Below are 26,536 nucleotides of genomic sequence, written 5' to 3' on the forward strand. Positions count from 1 at the left end.
ATTTAATTGATTCAAAGCGGCTTATTATAATATTTTTTTAACAAAAATATGCCGTTTATCCAATTTATATGTATTTTTACCGATGAAAATCTAGATCGGTAGCCTATGTATAAAACTACTTTTGGACCCCGAATCCAATATGTACTGACCTTTGCGCTCGTTTTTCTTACACTTTCCTCTTGGACAAGTGGGAATTTATTTGCGCAGGAAATTTCTATTACCGCAAATACAGTTTTTCCAAGTTGCTCTAATAATTCTGATGGCTCGATAGATATTAGCGTATCTGGAGGGACCACCCCATACTCCTATTCCTGGAGTGGACCGGGAGTAAATAGTTCAACAAGCCAGGACCTGAATAATTTAGGCGAAGGTGATTATACAGTAACTGTAACCGATGCTAATTCTAACTCCTCCAATAAAACCATTATCCTTAATTTTGTAGATAATATTGATCCACAGGTCGTAACAAAAAATATTACAGTTCAGTTAGATGCCACAGGTAATGCAACAATCGCTGAAGACGCTGTAAACAATGGATCATCAGACGCCTGCGGCGGACTTACCTACGATACAGACATCACAAGTTTTGATTGTTCTGACGTAGGAGCCAATTCCGTGCAATTAACCGTAACAGATGGGAATGGAAACTCAGCAACTGCAAGTGCCACGGTAACTGTAGAGGATAAGGTTGCTCCAGAAGTAATTACAAAAAATATAACGGTTCAGTTAGACGCCTCCGGAAATGCAACAATTGCTGAGGATGCTGTAAATAACGGCTCTTCAGATGCCTGTAATGGTTTAACCTACGATACAGACATCACAAGTTTTGATTGTTCTGACGTAGGAGCCAATTCCGTGCAATTAACCGTTACAGATGGGAATGGAAATTCAACAACTGCAAGTGCTACGGTTACTGTAGAGGATAAGGTTGCTCCAGAAGTAATTACAAAAAATATAACGGTTCAGTTAGATGCCACCGGAAATGTAACAATTGCTGAGGATGCTGTAAATAATGGCTCTTCAGATGCCTGTAACGGACTAACCTACGATACAGACAAGACAAGTTTTGACTGTTCCGATGTGGGAGCTAATACCGTACAGTTAACCGTAACAGATGGGAATGGAAATTCAGCAACTGTAAGTGCCACGGTTACAGTTGAAGATAAGTTTGCACCTGAAGTAATCACAAGAAATATAACGGTTCAGTTAGATGCAACCGGTAATGCAAGCATTGCTGAAGATGCTGTGAACGATGGTTCTTCAGATGCCTGCGACGGACTTACTTTCGATACAGACATCACAAGTTTTGACTGTTCCAATGTGGGAGCTAATACCGTGCAGTTGACCGTAACAGATGGGAATGGAAATTCAGCAACTGCAAGTGCTACGGTTACTGTAGAGGATAAGGTTGCTCCAGAAGTAATTACAAAAAATATAACGGTTCAGTTAGATGCCACCGGAAATGTAACAATTGCTGAGAATGCTGTAAATAATGGCTCTTCAGATGCCTGTAACGGACTAACCTACGATACAGACAAGACAAGTTTTGACTGTTCCGATGTGGGAGCTAATACCGTACAGTTAACCGTAACAGATGGGAATGGAAATTCAGCAACTGCAAGTGCTACGGTTACTGTGGAGGATAATTTAATTCCAGTTTTAACCGCAGGCGATAATATTAACACGACCAACGACACTGGAATTTGTGAGGCAGGTTTAAGTATAGCCCCGGCAACAGCAACAGATAATTGTAATGTAGGCTCTCCAATTGGAACAAGAGATGATGGTCTTGGCCTGGATGAACCATATCCGGTTGGTGTTACCACAATATCGTGGTCAGTTACAGATGCTAACGGTAACGCGGCAGATGAGGTTATTCAAACAGTAACTGTCCAAGATAATGAGGCTCCGGCACCTCCGGTTATTGAAGATATAACATGGGGTTGTGAATATACGGTTGAAGCCCCGGTTGCGATCGATAATTGCTCTGGTCAAATTACAGGAACTACTTCAGATCCAACTACCTACTCTACGGCAGGAACCTACTCCATAACCTGGACATTCACTGATGGTGCAGGGAACTCTTCTATAGCCTCTCAAGAAATTACCATTGATCCGGTAATTGTTAATACAACAAAAGTTGATGTTCTATGTAATGGTTTTGCTACAGGAGAAGTTGAAGCTACCGCTACCGGAGGTATCGCTCCACTTACTTATGACTGGGGGTCGCTGGGTACTGGCGCTAAAAAAACCGACCTGCCGGCTGGAACCTATACGGTTACCGTAACCGATTCCAATGGATGCGAATCTGATCCTGTTTCTGTTACCGTGGAAGAGCCGGATACCTTCATTGAAATTACAAATGTTCAAACTACTTCGGGTTGCTTTGGTGAGAATAATGGAACTGCCACTATAACTGCAGAGGGAGGAACTGGAGCATATACTTATCTTTGGGATAATGGTCAAACCACACAAACCGCTACCGGTCTTGCTCCCGGCAATCATTTGGTAATAATAACTGATGAAAACGGATGTTCTAAAGAAAGAACAGTAACCGTTTCTCAACCAACTGAATTAAAGATAACTGGTTTCTTAACAACAGAAACTACCTCCTTCGGCTCTGCAACCGGTACCGCTACCGCTCAGGTTTCCGGTGGAACTCCAAGTTATTCTTTTGCCTGGACAGGAGGCCCTACCAGCATTAACAAAACTGGTCAAACAGCCAGGGACCTTCCAGCAGGAACTTATACTGTTACAGTTACAGATTCCAATGGGTGTACCGCAACAGAACAGGTAGTAATTGTCGATGCACTTTCCGCGAATATTGTACCTATTTCTCTCTGCAAGGAAGGTGATTTAATAAGAACTTCAACTTTTTCAGTAGAAAATGGAACTGCTATTGGAGGTACCGCTCCATATACCTATTCATGGGATTTTGGGGAAAGGGCTAATCCAGCCACTGGTTCTGGTGTAGGACCAACAGATGTCACTTATGACAATATTGGAGATAAATTGATCATTTTAACCGTAACAGATTCTGAAGGAAGAGAATTTGAACAGCGAATTATCCAATATGTTGGCGGCTGTTTTGCCGATGATTGTGGTTCTAATGATTTAGGATTAGATAACTATTTCATTGGTGATAGCTCCAAAAATGAGATCACTTCAGCTAATTGTGATACGGTCGATGAAAAGTTTATATATATCAATTTTCCTACTGAAGCTACTAGATATTCGCTACAGATAGAGTTAATATATTCTGTAGAAGATATTGAAACTGGGGAAATCAATAATTATAAAGTGACTGATTGTTTCTTCAACAAACAGGACATACCTAAGGTAGCTCAAACTTTTTCTATAGATTATGACTGTGGCGATATCGTAAAAGTTGAAGGTATTTATTTAACTTTTCAGAATAATGATAATAGAGCTTGTGGTACAACACAAGGGAACGGAAATAACCCAAAATGTTTTTCTACGAACAATGAGGCGACAGTTAGCTCTCCTCTATTTGCTGTGGCATTTGCTAACGAACTACTTTGTAACGGAGCTTCCAACGGGACGGTGACTTATAGAGCATCAGGTGGTTCTGGAAATTATTCTTTTGACCTAATCGATTCTTCAGGAAATAGTGTAGAGGCAACTGCTTTAGATGGTGTTTTTACCGAAGTATCTGCAGGAAAATACAGGGTGAAAGTAACAGATTCAGATACTGGTGAAGTCTACACTACTAAAGAGGTGGAAATAACAGAACCAAGCAATCCCTTAGAAGTTTTGTCTTCTTCACAATCAGATGTGACTTGCTTTGGAGGTTCTGATGGTAGTGCAACTGTTGAAGCTACCGGTGGTACTCCAGACTATATCTATGTATGGGAGGACGGTCAAACTGGTCAAACTGCGACTAATTTAGCAGCTGGAACATACGAAGTCAGGATTATTGATGCTAATGGATGTGAAATAGCAACCAGCTTTACAATAGAACAGCCAGAAGAATTAATAGCCAATGCCGGTCCAGATCAAGTTCTCGGCTGTGGTTTTAGTTCAACCCCTTTAAATGCATCAGAAAACCTGGATGAAAACGGAGATGCAATATCTGGACAATGGGCCATAGTAAATGGACCTTCCGGTGGAAGTTTTGCCGATGACACCGATCCAAAAACTACATTCACTGGCGGTCAAGGTACATACACCCTAAGGTGGAGTGTGGATTGTGGAAAATCTGACGATGTTAAAGTAAGCTTTACCAGCTGTAGCACTCTTGATTTTGACGGAGTGGATGACCACGTGAATTTTGCAGACAATTATGGTTTCGATAGCGGTTCTTTTACTTTCGAAGCCTGGATAAAACCAAAATCTACTGATGGCATAAGAACCATTTTATCCAAAAGAGATTATTCAAATCCTGGTACTGGATATGAATTGATCCTTGAAAATGGAGTTCCTAAAATTAATGGTATTGGAGCAACTTCTTTCACAGACAAAAATGTGAGCACCAACAGATGGTATCATGTCGCTATTTCATTTGATGGCACCACAGCCAATCTTTATGTTGATGGAATCTTACTTGGAACAAAATCTGGTGCAAGCAGCCCTCAATTAACTACTGCTCCGTTTTTATTAGGTGCAGTTTACGATTCCAGTTCTCCAAATAATCCTAAAAATCTATTTCACGGCTGGATGGAAGAAGTCCGTTTATGGGGTAAATCCCTTGAAAAGGAACAAATAAGACTTCTAATGAATCAGAGGATTACTGAGAATGCTGGAAAAGTGCGAGGAGAAATTATTCCAATAGATGCTACAGGTATTACCTGGACAGATCTTAAGGGATATTACAGATTACAACCTGGAGAAATTACCGGAGGTTATACCGCAGACAGAGCGACAAACAAGGTAAATGGTAGAATGATAAATATTACCACTACCCAGGAAACTACGGCCCCGTTACCATACATATCAGCGAAGAATGGATTATGGTTTGATAAGACAAGTTGGAAAAGACCACAGGTTTGGGATGCTCCAAATTCAGTCGGAATTAATGATGAAAAAATAAACTGGAATATCGCAGTAACCTCTCACACCTTAAAATCAGATTATAAGGATATCACTCTCTTAGGTTTGCTTTCAGAGTCAAATTCAGCGAGTAAATTAGATATGCAGGGATCGGTGAACAATGAAACGGGAAATTCACTATTCATTAGTCATTACTTGAAATTGAATGGCGTAATCGACCTGAATGGGGAATCTCAGTTGGTACAACCTGAAAACAGCACTCTAGAGGAATCCAGTTCAGGATACCTAGATCGCGATCAACAAGGAACTGCCAATAGTTTTAATTATAATTACTGGACCTCTCCTGTATCTCTTAAGGGAACTTCAAATAATTCTGGTTTCAAAATTAAAGAAGTCCTATTGGACGGGACAGATCCAACGACCCCTAAAGAAATTATTTTTAATTACTTTTTTCGTTGGGCCGATGGTTTTTATTCCGGCGCTAAAAGAATTAGTACCTATTGGCTATATACCTTCGGTACACCTGAAGATGGTTTTAATGGTACTGCCGATGATTATTCTGAATGGCATCAATTTGGAGAAACTGATTTACTTCCACCGGGTATAGGATATTCCATGAAGGGAACGCAAGGCTATTTGCCATTATATTATCGCCAAAATTACACTTTTAGAGGCAAACCGAACAATGGAAACATTACAGTAAATGTGGGAGCTGGACAGAATCTGTTGATAGGTAATCCTTATCCTTCTGCAATAGACAGTCATCTGCTAATTCAGGATAACCTGAATGATTTCAATGGCAGTATATACTATTGGGATCATTTTGGTGAAGAAAACACTCATTTTCTTTCAGAATACATAGGAGGCTATGCGGTATACAATTTATCAGGAGGAGTTGCTTCAGCCTCTTCAGTAGATTCACGAATCAACTCCAATGGAGATAAAAGTGATCAATATCCACCTGGAAAATATATCCCTGTAGGACAGGCTTTCTTTATTAGTACTATTGGAGTTTCCAATCCGAGCTCTATAACTTTTAAAAACAAGCACAGAGCATTTGTTCTAGAGTCAACTTCAGATTCACATTTCCATGCGCAGGAAGATTTAAAATCGAAAAAAGAACAGGAGCAAAATACTTATAAAAAAGACAGCAGATATAAGATAAGACTCAAGTTTGAATCCCCTAAAGGTTATCACAGGCAAATACTGGCTACTGCAGATGCCAACACGACAGATGGATTTGATCTTGGATATGACGCTCCACTTATTGAGAATAATGTAGAAGATATGTACTGGATCGTTGATGAAACCGAATTTGTGATACAAGCAGTTCCAGATTTCAATCTCGATCAGGTTTTAAAATTAGGGATCAAAATAGCAGAGCCCGGAGAGTACACCATAAAAATAGATGAACTAGAAAACATCTATCCAGGTTTCAATATTTATCTGAAAGATCTTTCTACTGAAGAATACTACAATTTATCCAAAGAGGATTTTACTACAAATGCTGAAGAATCCGGATATTTTGATGATCTTTATGAAATAGTTTTCAGAAAACCCCACGCTGAAGAACCAGAAAAAGAAACACCTGGAATTGATCTGGAGGATTCTTTACTTGACTTGCAATACCTGAAAAAAACAGATGAAATTTCGCTACTTAACCCAGAACTGATGCAGGTAGATTTTGTAGAACTTTACAGCCTGTCAGGTCAAAAGATCAAAACCTATGGGGAAATACCTACCGAACAACTAGTTTTATTAAGCATAGACCAGAACCTAAGTTCTGCTGTATACATATTTAAAGTATATTCTGACGAGAGAATCTATTCAAAAAAGGTGATTATTACAAAATAGATCAACCTTTGTATTTCATTGGAAGGTAAACCACCTTCTTGGTATCGAAAAAATCTTCTTCAAAGAAATTAGAAAGCTCAAAGATTTCCGCAGTCCGGTAATCTTTGAGTTCTTCAGATAGGTCTCCTCCTTTTAAATACAGAATTCCATTCCTTCTGTCATGCTGGCTATCCTTCGCTATCTTACCCTTTACCCATCTTACGAATGTTGGCATTATCGCTACTGCTCTGCTAACAATAAAATCATAGTTCCCTGATAGTTCTTCGACTCTCTGATTAAAGGTTTTTATATTTTCCAATCCTAAACCTTCGCTTACTTCTTCAACCACCTTAATCTTTTTTCCAATAGAATCTACCAGATGAAAAGTAGTTTCAGGAAACAAAATAGCCAACGGAATACCAGGAAAACCTCCACCGGTACCAACATCCAAAATCTTCGAACCTGGTTTGAATTCCTGAACCTTAGCAATCCCCAGGGAATGAAGGACGTGTCTCAAATAAATCTCATCGATATCTTTTCTAGAGACTACATTAATTTTCAGGTTCCAATCTTTATAAAGTTCCTCCAGTTTCTCAAATTTCGAAATTTGATCATCAGATAAATCGGGAAAGTATTTTCTAATTAATTCCAAAGCCTAATATTTTGTGCAAAAGTAGTTATTTTTTATTGCTAATTTTCCACCAATTCTGAACAGCACAAATTATAAAATTTTAACTTTGAAGCTGTCTCCTTTGAAATTTAAGGACACGCGAAAAAAATCAGTAGCCTAAGACATTAAAAAAATCATATTATGCAGGAAAAATTATCGAATCGCATTAACTCAATGGCAACTTCTCAAACGCTCGCTATGGCAGCGAAGGCGCGTGAATTAAAGGCTGAAGGAAAAGACATTATTGGCCTTAGTTTGGGAGAGCCCGATTTTAATACTCCAGACTTCATTAAGGAAGCAGCGATTACGGCGATCAATGAAAATTATAATTCTTACACTCCTGTAGACGGCTACGTAGAATTGAAGGATGCTATCATCAACAAATTCAAAAGAGACAACAATCTTACCTATGATAGATCTCAGATAGTGGTTTCTACCGGTGCCAAGCAATCTTTGGCCAACGTTGCTATGGTTATACTTAATCCGGGAGATGAAGTACTTCTACCCTGCCCTTACTGGGTTAGTTATGCTGAAATTGTAAAGCTAGCTGAAGGTGTTCCTGTAGAAGTCCCTACCTCTGTAGAAACAGATTTCAAGATCACACCAGAACAACTGGAAGCTGCAATTACTCCTAAGACCAAAATGATCTGGTACAGCTCTCCGTGTAACCCTAGCGGAATGGTCTACAGCAAAAAGGAGCTTAGGGCACTAGCAGATGTTCTAAAAAAATATCCTGATATTATTATTGTAAGTGACGAGATATACGAACATATAAATTTTGTAGGTGATCATGCCTCCATGGCCGAATTTGAAGACATGTATGATCGTACCGTAACTGTAAATGGCGTCTCTAAAGCTTTTGCCATGACCGGTTGGAGAATTGGATATATTGGCGCTCCTACTTATATCGCCAGGGCCTGTAATAAAATGCAGGGACAAATTACCAGTGGTGCTAATTGTATAGCCCAGAGAGCGGTTATAACTGCCCTGGAAGCACCAGTTAGTAAGATCAGTCATATGATCGACACCTTCAAGAATAGAAGAAAGTTGATCATTGATCTTATGAATGAAATAGATGGTTTTGTGACTACAGAGCCTGAAGGTGCATTCTATGTGTTCCCTAATGTTTCTTCCTTCTTCGGAAAAACTATCAAAGGGCATAAAATACTGAATGCAACAGATTTTAGTTTATTCTTATTGGAAGAAGCAAATGTGGCTACCGTTACAGGAGATGCATTCGGAAACCCAGAATGTATAAGAATTTCTTACGCTGCTAGCGAAGACCAGATCACAGAAGCGATGAAGAGAATTAAGAAAGCTCTATCCTAAGTTATATTTTCAAAAAGATTGAAATAAAAAAACCGGCTCATCGCCGGTTTTTTTATTTATCTGTTTCTCCAGAAGAAAGGAGTTAATATTATTAATACCGTAAATAGTTCAAGTCTCCCTATTAGCATTAAGAATGTTGTCCACCATTTCCCGAAATCTGGAAGCATATCAAAGTTATTTACCGGGCTCAAGCCACCAAAAGCAGGACCTATATTCCCTAAAGATGAAGCAGCGCCACCAATGGCAGTTTCAAAATCAAGTCCAAGAGACGCTAATACCACGGCTCCAATTATAAAAGAAAGCATGTATAGTATGAAGAAGCCTAGAATATTAAAAACGATCTCTTTACTAATAGATTTTCCATTGAATCTAACCGGTAGGATCGCATTTGGATGAAGGGTTCTTTTAAATTCTATAATACCATTCTTGATCATAATAATATGACGCATTACCTTAACACCACCCGCAGTTGAGCCTGCAGAACCACCAAGGAAAAAGAGTCCAAAATACAAAATGGTTAGGAATGGAGTCCACATCGTATAGTCAGCAGAAACGAATCCTGTAGTCGTTATCACGGTTAGCACCTGGAATAAGGAATGCCTGAAAGCGCTCTCTCCTTCTCCCCAAACCATAGGATGGTCTATGGAAGAGATACTTACATCTGCCTGCAAATAAACTATTAGGGAGGAGATCGCCGTGAATCCAGCGATAAAAATGATATACCATTTGAATTCATCATCATGAAGAATCTTACTGATCTTACCTTTAAAGGCGAAATAACTTAATACGAAGTTACTTCCCGCCAATAACATAAAGATGATGACGATATATTGGATTATGGGATTATCATTCCAGTAGGCCAGACTGGCATTTTTAGTCGAAAATCCGCCAGTTGACAAGGTACTGAAAGCATGATTTATAGCATCAAAAAAAGTCATTCCGGCTACCCAAAGCAAAATTGTTTCGGCAAGAGTATATGATACATAAATAAGCCAAAGCCTCTTGGCTGTATCCCTGATTCTGGGCTTCAACTTGTCTGCACTCGGCCCTGGTGATTCCGCCGAAAACAACTGCATCCCCCCAATTCCCAATAATGGCAGAATGGCTATGGCAAGTACGATAATCCCCATTCCCCCTATCCAGTGGGTAAGGCTCCTCCAGAATAAAATCCCTTTTGGAATTGATTCAATATCATTTAAAATGGAAGCACCAGTCGTGGTATACCCAGACATGGTTTCAAAAAAAGCATTTGTAAAACCGGGAATAGACTCACTTATCACATAAGGCAGGGACCCACTCAAGGCCATAAATATCCATCCAAAAGTCACAATGATATAACCTTCCCGTACTTTTACTTCTTTACTATGTCCCCTAGTTGTGAACATGAAAAGGGTACCAATAAATAAGGTAATTAGTGCCGCAGTTGATATTTCTAGGGTTACACCATCCTGATAAAACCAGCTTACCAAGGTTGCAAGTAACATAAAGCCTCCGTTGCAAAGCAACAGCAAGCCCATTACATGTAGAATTATTTGATAATTCAGTTTGGGCATTACAAGAAAAGTTTTTCTACTTTATTGATAGATCGAGGCAAACAACAAACAACTATCCTGTCTCCCGGCTTAATGAGAAAATCCCCGAGAGCGATTAAACCTTTGCCATTTCTTATAATCCCACCAATGATCGCTGATCTTGGAAAATCGAGGTCTTTGATCTTTTTATTGCTTACCTGTGATTTGGGTTTTACAATAAATTCTAGTAATTCGGCATTCATATTATTCAGCTTGGTCATTGCTACAACCTCGCCTTTTCTCACATACCGGAAAATATTATTAGCGGCAAGTAATTTTTTGTTGATAAGTGTATCAATTCCTATGGAATGGCTTAACTGAAAATAATCCATATTTTCCACCAGGGAAATAGTCTTCTTTACGCTTTTAGATTTAGCAACCAGACAGGACATGATATTTGTTTCCGAGTTTCCTGTCACCGCAATGAAAGCATCCATATCGTGGATATTTTCTTCCTCGAGCAGTTCAACATTGCGTCCATCTCCATTTATGATAAGGGTTTCGGGCAATTCATCGGCTAACTCATAAGCCTTTTCACGATCTTTTTCGACTAGCTTTACATTAAAGTTATTTCTACAAAGGTCCTGCGCCGTTTTTCTTCCAATCTTACTTCCGCCCAGGATCATTACATTCTTGATATCCTGTTTGATCTTTCCGGTAAGCTTATATAGTTCCTCTACACCATTTTTCAAGGTCACAAAATAAACCTGGTCTCCATCTTTAAATTGAGTATCTCCTCTCGGAATCAAAGTATATTGGGTTCCAAAACGCTGAATTGCAATTGGAACAAAATTGAGCTCCGGGAATATTTTCGCCGCTTCCTTAACTGTTTTGCCAACAAAAGTCGCCGTTCTGGAAAGACTAACTCCTATCATTGTAAGAGCTCCTTCTTCGAATTCATAACTATCGTTGAACGCTGACTGATTTAGCAACAATTCGATCTCCCTGGACGCCAAAGCCTCAGGTGAGATCAGCTCATCTATACCGAAACGAGTAAAGCCAAGTTCTCCCTGATTCTCAAGAAATTCTGTATTGGAAATCCTGGCAATGGTCCTTTTGGCCCCCAATTGCTTAGCTAAAACACAAACGGTAATATTTGTAGCCTCGCTTGAGGTTACACTAATAACCATATCGGTATATTTTACCTGAGCTTCTTTAAGAATTTTTATAGAACTTGCATCACCCTTAATAGTTCTTATGTCCAAGTGAGTATCTGCATATGCAAGATTATCTCTATTGGGGTCAATTAGCGTGATATCCTGAGATTCGAAGGAAAGTAATTTAGCTAAATGAAATCCTACTTCACCTGCACCGGCGATAATTATTTTCATATATAAGCTTCAAATTGAGAGAGCAAAGTTAAGTTATTTTACAGAAACGAAAAATCACTGCCACAAAGATAAATATTTATTGAATGTCAATGATTTTTAAGCATATCGGTTATCTTTGACCCAAATTTTCACTATGAGTAAGAAGGTAAACCCTTATAAGGATTCCAAACTCACTAAAAAGGAACAAGTTGAGCAAATGTTTGATAATATTTCAGGCAATTACGACGGCTTGAACCGTGTGATCTCTTTGGGTACTGATGTAAAATGGAGAAAAAAAGTGGTTGCTGCAGTTGAGGCAACTAATCCGAAAAGTATTCTTGACATTGCTACCGGGACCGGCGATCTGGCGATCCAAATGGTAAATACAAGTGCAACCCGCATTGTTGGCCTTGATCTTTCAGAAGGAATGCTGAATGTTGGTAGAAAAAAAATCGCAAAGAAGAACCTAGATACTCGCATCGAAATGGTACAGGGAGACTCTGAAAATCTTCCTTTTGAAGCAAATTCATTTGATGCGATCACTGTCGCATTTGGAGTAAGAAATTTTGAAAATCTTGAAAAAGGTCTTGCAGAAATATATCGGGTTTTGAAACCCGGAGGTATTTTCGTAGTATTGGAAACTTCGGTACCTACAAAATTTCCCTACAAGCAAGGCTACCGTTTATACTCAAATTTAATTTTACCCGCAGTTGGAAAAATATTTTCAAAGGACAAGGATGCTTATTCTTATTTAAGTGAGAGCGCAGCTAATTTCCCTTATGGAAAAACCTTCAACAATATTTTAGACAAAATCGGGTTTATAGATGTAGTAGATTTACCACAAACATTTGGCGTATCAACGATATATACTGCCTCAAAGTAGTAATATGAAGAAACTTCTTGTATTTGCCCTTTTTTCTCTATGTATAAATACAGCCCAGGCTCAAATTTTTTCAGGAGAGAGGGTTTTAAATCAACAGAATTTTGATCAGCAGCGTTGGTCCTGGGGATATTTTCTCGGACTAAACAGTTATGATTTTAATTTCGACTATAAAAATTACAATCCAAGTCCCTTGACTGGGCAAGACTTCGCAGTGGAGACACGTACCGGTTTCAATGTTGGATTGGTAGGAAACTTAAGATTAAATAATAATTTCGACCTTCGCCTTGAACCAGGTGTAAACTTTAACACCAGAGGATTCCAGGCTCTAAGAGCTGACGCAAATACCTATAGAGAAATCAGTTCCACCTACGTCCATATTCCACTTCTGGTAAAATTTAATGCCAATAGACTAAATAACTTCAGACCATTTGTAGTCGGTGGAGTTTCTACATCTATAAATTTAAGTAGTAATGAGAATAATCCAGACGATAACAGTGCAGGCCAATTCAGAATGACCACGAATTCTTATTATTACGAAATTGGTTTTGGTCTTGATCTCTATCTATACTACTTCAAGCTTTCTCCATCGATAAGGGGAGTTTTCGCGATCAATGATGAATTAGTTAGAGATGCAGACCCAAATAGTCTTTACACTGGAAATGTAGAAAAAATGTCTTCCAGAGCTATTTTCATCAATTTCACTTTTCAGTAGTGGAATTTCTTCGGAATTCACTTAAAATAATAGCTGTTGCCGTGGCTACATTTAAGCTTTCAGTTTCCTGAACTTTTCCAAATTGCGGAATGGTAATTTTTCCATCCAGAAGTGAACCTATTTCTTCTGAAATCCCATTTGCCTCATTCCCCAGAACAACAATGGCTGGATTTGGTAAAATTGAGTTATAAACATTCTCACCCTCTAGCCTAGTTCCCAATACCGGAATCTCAGTTTGTCCTACCAGAAACTCCTTAAGATCTAAATATTTAATATTGACTCGAGTAAGGGATCCCATGCTCGCCTGGACTACTTTAGGATTATAACAGTCTGCGGTATCCTTTGAACAAATTAAAGTTTCTATCCCGAACCAGTCACATAACCTGATGATAGTACCCAGATTTCCGGGATCGCGTACACCGTCCAAAGCAACTATTATACCCCCAAGTTCTATTTCTTTACTCTCTGGAATTTTAAATACCGCAAGAGCTTTTTGAGGGGTTTTTAAAGAACTTATCTTTTTAAGTTCCCGTTCATCGATCAGGTTTAAAAGATCTTTCTGTACTTTGAATCTCTCACCGGTAGAATAAATTGAAAACAATTCAAAATCAGAATTTAAGAACTCCCTAACCCCTTTGATCCCTTCGACCACAAAGAGTCCGTGAGTATTTCTGAACTTTTTTTGAGAAAGACTTTTTATTAACTTGATCTGGCTTTTGCTAAGCATTAAAAAAATGTATTTTTGAGCCTATAAACGCTACTGTTTGAAACGGCTTTTCGCAAAAATATTATTATTTTTTTTAACCCTTGTCTTAATAATTAGCTGTAACGCCGTAAAAAGACTCGAACCAGATCAAAATCTATTGGTGAAAAATGAGATTTTCAGCAATGGAGAAAAAGTGAAGGATCCCAGGATTTATAGCCGCCTGTACCAGGAACCCAATACCAGGATCCTGGGTTTTCCATTGCGCCTGCATGTTTATAATCTCGCCCGCCCCAACATAGATAGCATTCTAAGCGTAAAATATCTGCAAGACGAAAAAAAGAAAAATAAGCTAATCGATATTCTTTCTAAAAAGCAGTTTGAAAAATATTTGAATTCAAGGGTAGAATTCAATCAATGGATTAAGCGAACTGGTGAAGCCCCTGTCTTGGTTAGTTCAGAGGAAACAAAAAAGTCTGAAAACAGATTACAGTCATGGTATTGGAATAATGGATGGTTTAATGTTGAAACCGACTATAAAATTATTCCGCTTGAAGATAAAGAAAAACGTGCGAAAGTTGAATACTACGTTACCCCACACGAACCATATATAGTAGATTCTATAAAAACAGAGATCTCATCCAAAGCTTTAGATTCTCTTTATGAATTGAATAAATCTGAAAGTGAAATAAAATCGGGCATACAGTATAACACGTTAGATTTTAATGAAGAAAGGGATAGGCTATCTCAGCTTTTCCGGAATAACGGAGTTTATAATTTCGATCAGGAATATATAAGTTTTGATGCTGATACAGTGAACACTAACCACAAGGTTAATACTACCTTGATCATTAAGAATCAAAGAAATAATGTAGGTGACAGTATTTCCAGAGTTCCTTTCAAAATTCATAAGATAAGCAAGGTTAATATTTTTACAGATTATGCATATTCGCAAAGAAATATGCCTATTGCGGACAGTGCTCAGCATGAAGGCTATACTTTATATAGCTTCGAAAAGAGCCGCTACAAGCCGGAAGCAATTAGTGATGCTATCTTTATAAAACCCGGAACAATTTACAAGGATACCGACAGAACCCGTACTTATAACCGGTTGAATTCACTAAGAGTTTTTAAATATCCAGATATTCAGTACACCCTGGATGCAGCTGACACTACCAGAACAGACCTGGTAACCAATATTTTTCTAACTCCTCTTCCCAAATATTCCTTAGGTTTTGATTTTGATGTTTCTCAAAGTAACATTCAGAAGTTTGGAATTGGATTTGGTGGATCTTTTCTTATAAGGAACATTTTTGGTGGGCTGGAAAACCTCGAGTTTTCCGGAAGGGGAAGTATCGCTTCTTCTACAGATGCCGCGGCGAGCCGAGATGAAAATCGCTTTTTTGACATAACCGAAGTTGGTGCAGACATGAAATTAAGTCTACCAAGAATTTTTCTGCCTATAAATACTGAAAAGATAATTCCGAAATACATGTCCCCCTTCACAAATATGAGTTTAGGGTTTAGCACTCAACGGAATATTGGCCTGGATAAACAAACTTTTTCAGGAATCTTAAATTACGCCTGGAAACCTTCCAAGAGACTCTCAAACAGTCTGGATTTTCTAAACATTCAATATGTTAGAAACTTAAATACCGAAAACTATTTTAATGTATATAGAAATTCATTTGAAGAACTTAACAACATAGCACAGGACAGTAATTTTGAGTTTGCAGATCCTACTGAGGATCCTCCTGTTCTGGGAATACCAGACGAGGCAGATCAATTCATAGATTATGTGATCTCAGATGAATTCCCGAATACCGGTCTCGATGAAGAGGATTTTTTTAATGTTCTTGATATATATGAAAGAAAACTGAGGTTAACGGAGAACAACCTCATATTTGCCACTAATTACACCTATCTCTGGAACACCCGGGAAAGCCTATACGATAAAGAATTCTCACGATTCAGGTTTAAAATTGAAACTGCTGGCAATGTTCTTTCTCTTTTATCCGGTGTCTTTAATTATGAGCAAAACGAACAGGGTAATGATAAGGTGATTGGCGTAGCTTATTCTCAATATGCTAAAACAGAGATCGACTTCATTAAACACTGGGATATTGGGCAAGATCAGATTATTGCAGCCAGAGCCTTTGGAGGGATCGCTATTCCCTATGGGAATTCTAATAGTATCCCAATCACCAAAACCTTTTTCGCTGGTGGACCAAACGACAACAGGGCTTGGCAGGCATATGATCTAGGTCCCGGGAGTAGCGGAAGTCTTTTAGAATTCAATGAAGCTAATTTAAAACTAGCTTTTAATGCTGAATACCGATTTGGCATTATTGATGAATTTAAAGGCGCGCTATTCGTTGATGTGGGGAACATCTGGAATGTTTTAGATTCGAATACCAATGAAGCCTTTGTTTTCGAAGGCCTTGAGGACCTCAAAGAATTGGCGGTAGGTAGCGGCTTCGGATTAAGATATGATTTTAACTTTTTCGTTCTGAGATTCGATATTGGCTTCAAAACCCATGATCCTGCCCAGCCTATAGGAAATCGTTGGTTCAGGGACTACAATTTCTCCAATGCCGTATTTAATGTAGGAATCAATTATCCTTTTTAAGCCAGTTTATTTTCTTATTTTTGTAAGCCTAATCAACAAAAGTTATGAGTCACAATATTAAACCAGGCGTTGCCACAGGAAAAGAAGTTCAGGAAATATTTAATTATGCCAAGGAAAAGGGATTTGCTCTTCCTGCAGTGAACGTGATAGGTTCAAGTAGCGTGAATGCTGTATTAGAAACAGCGGCAGAATTAAATTCCCCTGTTATCATTCAGTTTTCGAATGGTGGAGCGCAGTTTAATGCCGGAAAAGGACTTTCCAATGAAAATGAAAAGGCTGCTATCGCAGGTGGCGTTGCCGGTGCGAAGCACGTACATGAAATGGCTAAGTTATATGGAGTTCCGGTAATCATGCATACAGACCACTGTGCTAAGAAATTATTACCGTGGATCGACGGATTATTAGATGCAAGTGAAAAGCATTATGAGCAATTTGGAAAGCCATTATATAGTTCACACATGATCGATCTTTCAGAAGAACCACTGGAAGAGAACATGGAGATCTGCAAAAAATACCTTGAGCGTATGTCTAAAATGGGGATGACCCTGGAGATCGAACTTGGTATTACCGGAGGTGAAGAAGATGGAGTTGACAATACAGATGTTGATTCTTCAAAATTATATACTCAACCAGAAGAAGTAGCTTACGCCTATGAAGAACTTAGCAAAGTAAGCGACCAGTTTACAATTGCAGCTGCATTTGGTAACGTACACGGTGTTTATAAGCCTGGAAACGTAAAACTAACTCCAACGATCCTGAAAGATTCTCAGGAATATATTACCAAAAAATACAACGTAGAAAAAAATCATATTGATTTCGTATTTCACGGAGGAAGTGGTTCTACGGTTGAAGAAATTCGTGAAGCAATTGGATACGGAGTTATAAAAATGAATATTGACACAGACCTTCAATATGCATATATGGAAGGTGTTCGTGATTATATGGCCAAGAACAAAGATTTTCTGGCTACTCAAATTGGAAATCCTGAAGGGGATGATGTTCCAAATAAAAAATATTATGATCCTAGAAAATGGGTTCGCGAAGGAGAGTTAACCTTTAAAGCAAGGTTAAAAAAGGCATTTGAAGATTTAAATAACGTAAATACATTATAATAAAACGACAGTCTTTCTTCTGGAAAGGCTGTTTTTTATTGCCATAAAGTTGATCATCGAAAGATAAAAATTGGAAGTAAATGGCTTGGTTTAAAAGAACACAAAAAGGAATACAGACACCTACAGAAGAGAAAAAAGATGTTCCAAAGGGTTTATGGTATAAATCCCCTACCGGAAAAATAGTTGATGCCGAACAGCTGGAAAGCAATTTTTATGTGAGCCCGGAAGATGGTTATCATGTTAGAATAGGTAGTAACGAATATTTCAAGATTCTTTTTGATGATAACAAGTATAAGGAACTTGATAAAGGTATGACCTCTAAAGATCCTTTGAACTTTGAGGACACTAAGAAATATACCGATAGACTGAAAGCTGCACAGGACAAAACCGGATTAAAAGATGCGGTTCGTTGTGCGGTAGGCAAATCTAAAGGTAAAGACCTCGTGATCGCATGTATGGATTTTAAATTCATTGGTGGAAGTATGGGTTCTGTAGTTGGTGAAAAAATCTCCCGCGCTGCAGATTATGCTTTGCAGAATAGAATACCATTCATGATCATTTCTAAATCTGGAGGTGCCAGAATGCAGGAAGCTGCACTTTCTCTAATGCAGCTTGCCAAAACATCGGTTAGATTAGCACAGCTTGCAGATGCAAGAATACCTTACATTTCTTTGGCTACAGATCCAACCACCGGAGGAACTACTGCTTCTTTTGCTATGTTAGGAGATATCAATATCTCTGAGCCAGGAGCCTTGATAGGATTTGCGGGACCACGTGTGGTAAAAGACACGACCGGAAAGGATCTTCCAAAAGACTTTCAAACTTCAGAATTCTTAAAAGAAAAAGGCTTTTTAGATTTTATTACCAAGAGGTCTGAATTGAAGAATAAAGTAAACCTTTACCTGGATCTTATTCAGAATCAACCGGTAAGAGCTTAATAATCATAGAATAAAAAATACGGTTTAGATAGGTAATTTTTAAATTAATAGTATCTTTGCCGCCTGACAGAAAAACTGTCAATACATAAAAATCATTTAAATAATATTGGAATGTATTTAGCAAAAGAGAAAAAAGAAGAGATCTTCGAAAAGCACGGTAAAGGAAAGAATGATACCGGTTCAGCTGAAGGACAGATCGCATTGTTCACTTACAGAATTGCTCACCTTTCTGAGCACCTGAAGAAAAACCGTAAGGATTTTAACTCAGAGCGTTCACTAGTAAGACTGGTTGGTAAAAGAAGAAGTCTTCTAGACTACTTGATGAAGAAGGATATCATGAGGTATCGTGCCATCGTTAAGGAACTAGGATTAAGAAAATAATTTTCAGGGGCGCATTAGCGCCCCTTTTTTTATATATTAGATTGTCCTGGAACAATTTCCAGGTTTTCAAAAATTGTCGCCCAGAGGGGTAGTTTTTCATTGGTCAGCTTACAACTACACACAACACACAACCCGGCCGTCCGGATGGCGGAGACCTTTGTTTAACAAAATGATCTGGTTGAAGTTATTCAGATCAAGAATTCGAAATTATTATGATTCCAAAAACATTTAAGGAGGTTATCGATCTAGGAGATGGCAGAACCATTTCTCTCGAAACCGGTAAATTGGCAAAGCAGGCTCACGGGTCGGTTGTTGTTCAAATGGGTAATGCCATGTTACTTTGTACGGTAGTGTCATCTTACACTCCAACTACAATGGATTTCTTTCCATTAACATTGGATTACCGCGAAAAATTTGCTGCGGCAGGTCTTTTCCCTGGAGGTTACTTCAAGCGAGAAGCAAGACCAAGCAGTGAAGAAATTTTAGTAATGCGTTTAGTAGACCGTGTTTTGCGTCCACTATTCCCTAAAGATTACAAATTCGAAACTCAGGTAATGATCCAGTTAATGTCTCATGACGATGAAGTTATGCCAGACGCATTAGCAGGATTAGCAGCATCTGCAGCTATACAGTTATCTGATATTCCTTTTGAAACTCCTATTTCTGAAGCTCGTGTAGCCAGAATTAATGGAGAGTTCGTGCTTAACCCAAGCAGAGAAAAACTAGCTGAAGCAGACATGGATATCATGGTTGGTGCATCTGCAGATTCTGTAATGATGGTTGAAGGACAATTTGACGAATGTTCTGAAGAAGAAATGGCCGAGGCTATTAAATTCGCTCATGAAGCGATCAAAGTTCAGTGTGAAGCACAGGTAAGACTTGCTGAAGCATTCGGAAAAAAAGAACCTCGTGAGTATGAAGTAGCTGCAACAGATGAGGAGATCGAAAAGAAGATCCTTGATGCTACTTATCAGAAAGCATATGACATCGCGAAAAGCGGTACTAGCAAAAAAGAAAGAAGCCAGGCTTTTTCTGATCTAAAAGAAGAAGTAAAGGCCATGTTCTCTGAAGAGGAACTTGAAGAAAAAGGGAAAATGATCTCTGGATACTTCAATGATGCTCAAAAGAAAGCGGTTCGTGATCTAACCCTTAAGGAAGGAATTAGACTTGACGGTAGAAAGACAGACGAAATTCGTCCTATCTGGTGTGAAGTAGATTACTTACCGTCAACTCACGGTTCAGCAATCTTTACCAGAGGGGAAACTCAGGCACTGGCAACAGTTACTTTAGGTACTTCCAGAGAAGCAAACCAGGTAGACCTTCCAACCCAACAAGGAGAAGAAACCTTCTACCTGCATTATAACTTCCCTCCTTTCTCTACCGGAGAAGCTTACCCAATTAGAGGTACTTCCAGAAGAGAGATAGGACACGGAAACCTGGCACAACGCGCTTTAAAAGGTATGATCCCAGCTGATTGTCCTTATACAGTACGTGTAGTATCTGAAGTTTTAGAATCTAATGGTTCTTCTTCTATGGCTACTGTTTGTGCAGGAACCATGTCTTTAATGGATGCCGGAGTTCAGCTTAAAAAACCAGTTTCTGGTATCGCTATGGGATTAATTTCTGATGGAGAGAACTACGCTGTACTTTCTGATATTCTTGGAGACGAAGATCACCTTGGTGATATGGACTTTAAAGTTACAGGAACTGAAGATGGTATTACTGCCTGCCAGATGGATATCAAGATCAAAGGTCTTTCTTATGAGATCCTTGTGAATGCATTAAAACAAGCTAGAGCAGGAAGACTTCACATTCTTGAGAAGTTAACTGAAACCATTCCAGCTCCAAACCAGAATGTGAAAGCTCATTCTCCTAAGATCATTACCAGAAGAATTCCTAACGAATTCATTGGTGCATTGATTGGACCTGGAGGAAAAGTTATTCAGGAACTTCAGAAAGAAACTAAAACAGAGATCGTGATAAATGAAGATCCGGTAACTGAAGAAGGTATCGTTGAAATTCTTGGAACTCAACAGGAAGGAATTGACAAAGTATTAGCTAAGATAGATTCTATCACTTTCAAACCAGAAAAAGGTAGCGTTTACGAAGTTAAGGTGGTTAAGATCCTTGATTTTGGTGCAGTTGTAGAATATGTAGATGCTCCGGGTAACGAGGTATTACTTCATATTTCTGAACTTGCTTGGGAACGCACTAACGATGTGAACGATGTTCTTAAGTTAGGTGATGTGATCGATGTGAAATACTTTGGTCTTGATCCTAAAACAAGAAAAGATAAAGTTTCCAGGAAGGCATTACTTGAAAAACCTGAAGGTTACAAGGAAAGAGCTCCTAGAGACGACAAAAGAGACAATAGAGGCTCTAGAGATAATCGCGGTTCTCGTGACAACCGAGGTCGTGATGACAGAAAGCCAAGAGAAAAAAGAGATTAATTTTTTCTCCTTATTATCTAAAAGCCCGTGCTACAGCGCGGGCTTTTTTTATTTCATTTTTTTTTTAAGATCACCTGAAATTTTAGGAACTATCTACCGACTACCTGCATGCTGAACAAAAAATTTGATCTTTTTTTGGTGCGGAATTGCAGCGTTAGGGATTGCAGCGGAAAGCCCGCAGCGACTGCAAGGAGCGAGGACTTGGAGCGAAAAGCTCGGCACGAAGTGCAATGCCCTAAAAAAAATTAAATTCAAATTTTGTAACATTAAGAGTACTTCTTACGTATAAACATATACAAGAGCTATGCACAATTAAAATCCAAGTAGAAGATAGATGAGACAACTTAAAATTACGAAGCAGGTAACTAATCGTGAAACCGCTTCGTTAGACAAGTATTTGCAAGAAATTGGAAAAGTAGACCTGATCACCGCTGATGAAGAGGTAGAACTGGCACAAAGAATTAAAGCAGGTGATAACCGTGCCTTAGAGAAACTAACCAAAGCGAACCTTCGTTTTGTGGTTTCGGTAGCAAAACAGTACCAAAACCAGGGATTAACCCTTCCCGACCTTATTAATGAAGGAAATTTAGGGCTTATTAAAGCTGCGAAACGTTTCGATGAAACTCGTGGTTTTAAATTTATATCATATGCTGTATGGTGGATTAGACAGTCTATCCTGCAGGCATTAGCAGAACAATCGAGAATTGTTCGTTTACCATTGAACAAAATTGGTTCAATTAATAAAATAAACAAGACTTTTGCTTTCCTAGAGCAGTCACATGAGCGTCCGCCAAGTGCCGAGGAGATTGCGAAAGAGCTTGATATGACAATTAATGACGTTAAGGAATCTATGAAGAATTCCGGGCGTCACGTATCTATGGATGCTCCTTTAGTGGAAGGTGAAGATTCTAACCTTTATGACGTATTACGTTCTGGTGAATCTCCAAACCCAGATAAGGAACTATTGCATGAATCTCTAAGAACTGAGATAGAACGTGCTTTAGAGACTCTTACTCCTCGTGAGGCTGATGTGATCAGACTTTATTTTGGACTGGGAGATCAACATCCTATGACATTAGAAGAGATTGGCGAGACTTTTGATCTAACCAGAGAAAGAGTACGTCAAATTAAAGAAAAAGCTATTAGAAGACTTAAGCATACGTCTAGAAGTAAAATTTTAAAAACGTATCTTGGTTAAAATATTTAAAGTGACAACAGTTTAGTGACGGGAGTGATGACCCGTTATGAAAATAACTGTTCGTTTTTTGATTGATGAATGACCCCGGAGTGATGACCGGGGTTTTTTCTTGCCCTATTTTTAGCATCTCTATCAATACTAATAATAAAGGCATACTTCCCATTTATAGAGAAAGGAACAGGTAAACCTTTTTTTCTTCATATTTTTGCGATATAACAACAATACAACAATGAATAAAACACTTATTGCCCCTTCAGTGCTTGCATCAGATTTCGGAAACCTTCAACGTGATGTTGAAATGATAAACAACAGCGAAGCAGACTGGTTTCATATAGATATTATGGATGGTGTATTTGTACCGAATATTTCTTTTGGTATGCCCGTGCTAAAAGCTATCTCTGAGCATGCGAAAAAAACAATCGATGTTCATTTAATGATCATAGATCCCGACCGTTATATTAAAGAATTCGCAAAATTGGGCGCTAATATCCTTACCGTACATTACGAGGCCTGTACCCATTTACACAGAACCTTGCAGGCCATCAAAGCTGAAGGTATGAAAGCAGGTGTGGCTATAAATCCTCATACAAGCGTAGATCTTTTAAAAGATGTGATCAAAGATATCGACCTGGTTTGCATCATGAGCGTTAACCCAGGTTTTGGCGGACAGAGTTTTATTGAAAACACCTATCATAAAGTTCAGCGATTAAAAGAGATCATCTCTATGAACAATGCTGAAACTTTAATAGAGATTGACGGTGGGGTTACCGATAAAAATGCGGCAGAATTATCTAAAGCCGGTGCAGATGTGCTGGTAGCGGGAAGTTTTGTTTTTAAAGCTGACGACCAGCCTCAAACTATCAAAAACCTTAAGCAAATTGCAAACTCCTAATAATAAATATGAAGTCGTAATAATTGGCGGTGGACCTATTGGTATTGCCTGTGCTCTGGAAGCAGAGAAAAAGGGACTTTCTTATGTTATCCTGGAAAAAGGCTGCCTGGTAAATTCGCTTTACCACTACCCTACCAATATGACCTTCTTTTCTACTTCAGAAAAGCTGGAACTGGATAATATTCCTTTTATCAGCAATAATCCCAAGCCAGGGAAAAGAGAAGCGCTGGAATATTACCGCAGGATTGCCACTATCAATAAAGTGAATATTCATTTATTTGAAAAAGTTACTTCGGTTGAAACTAATCCAGACCAAACCCACAGTGTAAAAACAACTTCTGCGGAATATTTAGCAGAAAATGTGATCGTCGCTACCGGGTTCTACGATATCCCTAATTACCTGGGTATTCCTGGCGAAGATCTACCTAAAGTTTCTCACTATTATAACGACCCACATTATTATGCCACTCAGAAAACAGTGGTGGTAGGAGCTAGTAACTCGGCCGTAGATGCTGCTTTGGAGATTTACAGAAAAGGTGGTGAAGTAACCATGGTAGTAAGAAAACCTGAAATTGGCGAAAGAGTAAAATATTGGGTTAGACCAGATATCATTAATAGGATCGAAGAAGGAAGCATAAAGGTATATTTTGAATCTTCACTTAAAGAGATAAAAAATAAAGAAGTAATTATTGAAACACCCGAGGGAGAAGTAACTATAGAGAACGACTTCGCTCTTTTACTTACGGGATACAGACCTAACTTTGGATTTCTACAGAACATGGGAATTAAACTATCTGATGATGGTAAAAAGATCCCACAGTATAACGAGGAGACCATGGAAACCAATGTTCCTGGTATTTTCCTTGCTGGCGTAATTTGCGGCGGTGTGGAAACCCATAAATGGTTCATCGAAAATTCCAGGGTACATGCCAAGATGATCATGGAGCATATAGGTAGTAAGACCAGGGTTTAAAATTTTAGATATAATTAAAAGAAGCAGCTTCTGATTTTTAGAAGCTGCTTTTTTATTATAAGCTTTCCTGAGATTTCAATTTGACATATTAAAAATTTCGATCGAACTTCTATATTTAGAATTGTAGTATATTGATAATGAATTAATCATCAGTATTCTACTTATAAAATATATGGATATGAAGAGTATTTTAAGGCTTTTATTATTAGCCATTATTGCATTAGGCTTTCAAAATTGTTCCAGTGTAAAAGTTCTTAATTCATGGAAAGCAGATCAGGAAGCTTTAGATGATTTTAAAGACAATAAGATCCTTGTGATATCAAGAACTGCTGATAAATCTTCGCGTATTGCTTTCGAACAGGCCATTGCAGATAAATTACGAGAAAAAGGACTTAATGCGACAGAGAGTTTTTCAAGAGTCCCCGTAATGCATATGGAAAAAGAAATGACCGAAGAAAGAAGGAATTTGATTCGCTCTCTAATGGAAAGCGAAGGTTATAATGGAGTTATAATTACTGCTATAAAACAAAATGAAAAGCATACAAAAACGACTCATAGTGGAGTTTATGCTACTGGAGGATATTCAAATTATTATCCAGGATATTATGGTAATTTCTTTGATTATTATAATTATCCATATGCTGTAGGTCCTTACTATTCAGCATTTGGAGGTTATGTGCCAATGTCTACCTCCACAAGAAGCTACTCGAACTATATTTTAGAGACAGTAGCTTTCGATCTGGATTCTAAAGATGAAGATCAACTGATTTCGGTTGTTAAGACCCAAATAAATGATCCAAAAGATGCCTATAAAACTGCTGAAAAATTTATGGATGCTATTTCTAAAAGTCTGAACCTTTAAAATTTTTAAACAGCTTCCTATATTTCAGCTACAAAAACTTTGTTTTACCGGAGTAAGAATAACAATATTCCAAGTATCACCATAGAACATTATCTATTGCGATTATGGAAATGTGACTAATCCATTAGAATAACAGAGTTCGATCCAATTCCTTTTCTTCTCCCTATAAGTTTACCATAGAACTCAAGGTCCTCATGGTTATTTTTGAAGGAGTGATCTACTTTTTTCCCTATATCTTCCAGGGGAAATTTATAAACTTCGATTTCTGGATAGCCCTGAAATTTATCTGAAGAACTAATTCCAATTTCAATGCAATCTTCAGCCTTATTGTAGACTACAAAATCTGCAAGAAAATTGTGCTTTAAAAGATCCATACAATCCTGAGATAATACTTCGCATTCTTTACATTCAGTTATATACATTTTTGCTAATTCCTGTAAAGAGGATCTCAATTGGTTAGAGTTGAAATAAGCTGCCATAGGTGTAATATTTTATTCTTTAAAAAAACGAATTTACCCGATACCCATGCTATACAAAACTATTTATACAACATTTAACGCTGAGGCTTAAAAAATTCAAAAAAACACAATACTGAATTTCCGGTCTCAAAAATTTGATTCCAACAAAAATAAAATTGTACTATCTGTAGGGAAGATAGATCAAGTTAAATACTTGAAAACTATAAACACTGCTAGGACCACACTGAGTGCTAGAATAATATTCCGATAAATATTATTATAATCCTGAATCATTATAAGTTGATTTTATTGGTGAGATTAAATTAAAGAGGAAAGGAGCATCAAAACATAAGGGAATTCCCCTATTATGCCCCATATTCTTATTTTCGGCAAAACTAATATTATTTCCACGGCAGCCATAGAAATAACGATGAATTTCAAATTTTAGATCAAATCTGAAGATCGTAAAATCATGTGCCCCTCTACACTATTATGAACGAAATCAATGTCAGGGTTCCTAAAAATTATATCGGAGGATTACGGAATTCCGTAATTGGTATTGAATAAGATGCTTAGTTTTGATTAAAGAATAAGACATTGATTTAATGATCAATGATCTCAA

18 protein-coding genes are annotated in these 26,536 nt (G+C 38.1%); 13 read left to right on the forward strand and 5 right to left on the reverse strand.

From position 1 onward, the window contains the following. Positions 1 to 105 precede the first annotated feature (105 nt). The gene (locus C8P64_RS01020) at positions 106 to 6,864 is read left to right on the forward strand and encodes a LamG-like jellyroll fold domain-containing protein (RefSeq protein ID WP_108170203.1); all 6,759 of its coding nucleotides are present in this window, start codon (positions 106 to 108) and stop codon (positions 6,862 to 6,864) included. Position 6,865: 1 nt separating this feature from the next. On the opposite strand, the gene rsmG is transcribed toward C8P64_RS01020, so the two are convergent. Next, the gene (rsmG, locus tag C8P64_RS01025; RefSeq protein ID WP_108170204.1) at positions 6,866 to 7,495 is read right to left on the reverse strand and encodes a 16S rRNA (guanine(527)-N(7))-methyltransferase RsmG; all 630 of its coding nucleotides are present in this window, start codon (positions 7,493 to 7,495) and stop codon (positions 6,866 to 6,868) included. Positions 7,496 to 7,654: 159 nt separating this feature from the next. Here rsmG and C8P64_RS01030 point away from each other — a divergent pair, with 159 nt between their 5' ends. Beyond that, positions 7,655 to 8,842, forward strand: a complete 1,188-nt coding sequence (locus tag C8P64_RS01030) for a pyridoxal phosphate-dependent aminotransferase (RefSeq protein ID WP_108170205.1) — start codon at positions 7,655 to 7,657, stop codon at positions 8,840 to 8,842. 56 nt (positions 8,843 to 8,898) lie between these two features. Here the strand turns inward: C8P64_RS01030 and C8P64_RS01035 are convergent, their stop codons facing one another. Continuing rightward, complete coding sequence (locus C8P64_RS01035; protein WP_108170206.1) at positions 8,899 to 10,395, reverse strand: TrkH family potassium uptake protein; 1,497 nt, start codon at positions 10,393 to 10,395, stop codon at positions 8,899 to 8,901. Then, positions 10,395 to 11,744, reverse strand: a complete 1,350-nt coding sequence (gene trkA, locus C8P64_RS01040) for a Trk system potassium transporter TrkA (RefSeq protein ID WP_108170207.1) — start codon at positions 11,742 to 11,744, stop codon at positions 10,395 to 10,397. Before trkA ends, C8P64_RS01035 begins: the two co-directional genes overlap by 1 nt. Before the next feature lie 133 nt (positions 11,745 to 11,877). Here trkA and ubiE point away from each other — a divergent pair, with 133 nt between their 5' ends. Both ubiE and porT read left to right on the forward strand, forming a co-directional pair. Continuing rightward, complete coding sequence (ubiE, locus tag C8P64_RS01045) at positions 11,878 to 12,606, forward strand: bifunctional demethylmenaquinone methyltransferase/2-methoxy-6-polyprenyl-1,4-benzoquinol methylase UbiE (RefSeq protein WP_108170208.1); 729 nt, start codon at positions 11,878 to 11,880, stop codon at positions 12,604 to 12,606. Positions 12,607 to 12,610: 4 nt separating this feature from the next. After that, entirely contained in the window at positions 12,611 to 13,318 is a 708-nt protein-coding gene (porT, locus tag C8P64_RS01050) for a type IX secretion/gliding motility protein PorT/SprT (protein WP_108170209.1), read from the forward strand. Here porT and C8P64_RS01055 read toward each other — a convergent pair. Then, entirely contained in the window at positions 13,305 to 14,045 is a 741-nt protein-coding gene (locus C8P64_RS01055) for a TrmH family RNA methyltransferase (RefSeq protein WP_108170210.1), read from the reverse strand. The genes porT and C8P64_RS01055 overlap by 14 nt on opposite strands. Before the next feature lie 37 nt (positions 14,046 to 14,082). Here C8P64_RS01055 and tamL point away from each other — a divergent pair, with 37 nt between their 5' ends. The 9 genes from tamL (at position 14,083) to C8P64_RS01100 (ending at position 25,456) form a co-directional block, all read left to right on the forward strand. Beyond that, a complete protein-coding gene (gene tamL, locus C8P64_RS01060) occupies positions 14,083 to 16,650 on the forward strand; it encodes a translocation and assembly module lipoprotein TamL (protein WP_108170211.1) in 2,568 nt (855 codons plus the stop codon). A gap of 44 nt (positions 16,651 to 16,694) precedes the next feature. Continuing rightward, complete coding sequence (gene fbaA, locus C8P64_RS01065) at positions 16,695 to 17,762, forward strand: class II fructose-bisphosphate aldolase (protein WP_108170212.1); 1,068 nt, start codon at positions 16,695 to 16,697, stop codon at positions 17,760 to 17,762. 80 nt (positions 17,763 to 17,842) lie between these two features. Beyond that, positions 17,843 to 18,700 carry an acetyl-CoA carboxylase, carboxyltransferase subunit beta gene (gene accD / locus C8P64_RS01070; RefSeq protein ID WP_108170213.1) on the forward strand — a complete coding sequence of 286 codons (858 nt, stop codon included), beginning with the start codon at positions 17,843 to 17,845 and terminating at the stop codon, positions 18,698 to 18,700. Positions 18,701 to 18,811: 111 nt separating this feature from the next. After that, a complete protein-coding gene (gene rpsO, locus C8P64_RS01075; protein ID WP_108170214.1) occupies positions 18,812 to 19,081 on the forward strand; it encodes a 30S ribosomal protein S15 in 270 nt (89 codons plus the stop codon). Positions 19,082 to 19,293: 212 nt separating this feature from the next. Continuing rightward, complete coding sequence (locus tag C8P64_RS01080) at positions 19,294 to 21,531, forward strand: polyribonucleotide nucleotidyltransferase (RefSeq protein WP_108170215.1); 2,238 nt, start codon at positions 19,294 to 19,296, stop codon at positions 21,529 to 21,531. Positions 21,532 to 21,865: 334 nt separating this feature from the next. Beyond that, on the forward strand, positions 21,866 to 22,729 hold the full coding sequence (locus C8P64_RS01085) for a sigma-70 family RNA polymerase sigma factor (protein ID WP_072552879.1): 864 nt from the start codon (positions 21,866 to 21,868) through the stop codon (positions 22,727 to 22,729). Between the two features lie 229 nt (positions 22,730 to 22,958). Then, positions 22,959 to 23,621, forward strand: coding sequence for a ribulose-phosphate 3-epimerase (gene rpe / locus C8P64_RS01090; RefSeq protein WP_108170216.1), 663 nt, complete (start codon positions 22,959 to 22,961; stop codon positions 23,619 to 23,621). Beyond that, complete coding sequence (locus C8P64_RS01095) at positions 23,608 to 24,594, forward strand: YpdA family putative bacillithiol disulfide reductase (RefSeq protein WP_108170217.1); 987 nt, start codon at positions 23,608 to 23,610, stop codon at positions 24,592 to 24,594. The genes rpe and C8P64_RS01095 overlap by 14 nt, the downstream gene beginning before the upstream one ends. 178 nt (positions 24,595 to 24,772) lie before the next feature. Beyond that, a complete protein-coding gene (locus C8P64_RS01100) occupies positions 24,773 to 25,456 on the forward strand; it encodes a hypothetical protein (protein WP_146167161.1) in 684 nt (227 codons plus the stop codon). Between the two features lie 116 nt (positions 25,457 to 25,572). Here C8P64_RS01100 and C8P64_RS01105 read toward each other — a convergent pair whose 3' ends face one another. Continuing rightward, the gene (locus C8P64_RS01105) at positions 25,573 to 25,935 is read right to left on the reverse strand and encodes a hypothetical protein (protein WP_108170219.1); all 363 of its coding nucleotides are present in this window, start codon (positions 25,933 to 25,935) and stop codon (positions 25,573 to 25,575) included. Between the last annotated feature and the right edge of the window lie 601 nt (positions 25,936 to 26,536).

The organism is Christiangramia gaetbulicola (assembly GCF_003054225.1).
GTDB lineage: Bacteria > Bacteroidota > Bacteroidia > Flavobacteriales > Flavobacteriaceae > Christiangramia > Christiangramia gaetbulicola.